Origin of the sequence: Kitasatospora papulosa (assembly GCF_000717245.1) — a bacterium.
GTDB lineage: Bacteria > Actinomycetota > Actinomycetes > Streptomycetales > Streptomycetaceae > Streptomyces > Streptomyces papulosus.
The window spans coordinates 1-2,225 of sequence record NZ_JNYQ01000051.1 but is presented as its reverse complement, the minus strand read 5'-3'; the positions used below and the strand labels follow the sequence as shown (position 1 = coordinate 2,225).

2 protein-coding genes are annotated in these 2,225 nt (G+C 37.1%); both read right to left on the bottom strand.

What is annotated here, in order from left to right; genetic code table 11:
• Window positions 1-61: 61 nt before the first annotated feature.
• A complete protein-coding gene (locus tag IA22_RS36165; protein ID WP_000735931.1) occupies window positions 62-952 on the bottom strand; it encodes an HNH endonuclease signature motif containing protein in 891 nt (296 codons plus the stop codon).
• On the bottom strand, window positions 949-2,225 hold a 1,277-nt coding region (locus IA22_RS36160), incomplete at its 5' end, for an AAA family ATPase (RefSeq protein ID WP_081889930.1). The genes IA22_RS36165 and IA22_RS36160, both read right to left, overlap by 4 nt.

Genomic DNA, 2,225 nt, shown 5'->3' with positions numbered 1-2,225 from the left:
CATATAAAAAGTATTCGTTCACTTCCGATAAGCGTCGTAATTTTCTATCTTTCATCATATTCTAGATCCCTCTGAAAAAATCTTCCGAGTTTGCTAGGCACTGATACATAACTCTTTTCCAATAATTGGGGAAGTCATTCAAATCTATAATAGGTTTCAGATTTGCTTCAATAAATTCTGACTGTAGCTGCTGAAACGTTGCGGTTGAACTATATTTCCTTATAACTTTTACGAAAGAGTTTCTTTGAGTAATCACTTCACTCAAGTGCTTCCCTGCCTCCAAACGATACCTGTTAGCAATATTTAATAGCTTGAAATGATGAAGAGCTCTGTGTTTGTCTTCCTGCCTCCAGTTCGCCGGGCATTCAACATAAAAACTGATAGCACCCGGAGTTCCGGAAACGAAATTTGCATATACCCATTGCTCACGAAAAAAAATGTCCTTGTCGATATAGGGATGAATCGCTTGGTGTACCTCATCTACTGCGAAAACTTGACCTTTCTCTCCCATATTGCAGTCGCGGCACGATGGAACTAAATTAATAGGCATCACCGAAAATTCAGGATAATGTGCAATAGGAAGAAAATGATCTATATTTTTTGTCTGTCCTATATCACCACAAAATGGACATTTTTCACCTGATGAAACAAGCATGTCATCGTAATATGTTCTAGCGGGTTTGTTTTTATCTCGGAGATTATTTTCATAAAGCTTTTCTAATTTAACCTTTGTCAGGTTACCAACTACTAAGGTTGTAGGCTCAAGAGGGTGTGTCCTGTCGTAGGTAAATAACTGACCTGTCGAGCTTAATATTCTATATTGTTGTTCTTTCTGCAAAAAAGTGGGGAAGTGAGTAATGAAATTATTTCTAACATTTATCTGCATCATACCTTCCGAGCATTTATTAAGCATTTCGCTATAAGTTCTCGCTGGAAGAGGTAGTTTTTTCATTGTACTTTACCTTCATCTCTGTTCATTATCATCGCTTTTAAAACGGTTCGACCTTCTAATCCTATCTGACCATTATAATTTTTTAGAATGGTTTCATAAGAAAGCTCTGAATCAACGGACTGCGATAATAAGTGGTGGTATCCAGAATTTGTCACTTCAAGTAAAAACACCTCACGAGTTAAAACACCTAAGTTCTCACCGAATGTCTCAATATCCGGACGGATAATATTTATTGCTTCTCTTGACCGTAGGACTTTCCACATGCAGGATTTTGGAACCTCTTGCAGTACTACTGGGGAATGAGTTGCAATTATTGCTACACCATTGCGTGCATCGAGTAAGTCGCTTAATGTTCGTAAAAAAGCAGAGAGCAAAGGTGGATGCAGATGAACCTCTGGTTCATCGAATAAAACTAATGACTTTTCGCCAACGACATCTACTAATCTTGTGATAGTAAATAAAACAATTGCATGTCCAGAGCTCATTCGAAGCAGATATTTCTGGATATTGTCATAAAACAATTTAGTGAATTTATCATCGTCCACTTGAATCTGTGGTTCATTACGTCTTAACTCTTCATATTTAGAAATGAGGCTGATGAGTTCCATATTTGAAAAGTTTTCATCACTACTTAGTTTTTTGATAGCTTCAAGCCAGAGTTGTCTTTTTCTATCTACTCTCATACAACCAATAAATGCTGAAATGAATTCTAAGCGGAGATCGCCTAGTGATTTTAAACTATTGCTGGCAGCATTCTTGAGTCCAATATAAAAGTATTGTGTACCTTTTGCTGGGTCAGGTTGTTCTTTAGGAGGAGTAAAAGGATCAAATGCACTAAACGAAACTGAAACAAGCGATCGAAAATATCCCTTTGGGATTCTTGACTCGATAAGTCTATTATTTTCAGAGAAAAAATATTCATTGTTTTCTGGGTTGGTGATTGCACCAATCATTCCATTCAAAATTGTTGTTTTACCACACCCATTCCGCCCGATAAAAGCATGAATGTTCGTGCTGGGCATAGAATTAACCGTCACCTCAAAAGGTATAGTTAAATCACTGAATCCGGGAGCACTTTTTCTATTAAATGAAAAGTGGAAATCTGACAATTCTGGCAAACCATTTAACACACGTGCGAACTGTCCATGAATTTCTGAAAGAGTTACCCCTCTAAGTAATGAGGTGTTAAGGACGCTTTCATTTTCAATGTCGGCTAATCGATTTGGCCATACTACTAAATCCTGAATAGCTTTAAGAAGGTTATGTTTAAAAC

Excerpts from the sequence above, each read along its gene's own strand:
- IA22_RS36165 (WP_000735931.1), bottom strand. The coding sequence starts at position 952 with ATGAAAAAACTACCTCTTCCAGCGAGAACTTATAGCGAAATGCTTAAT.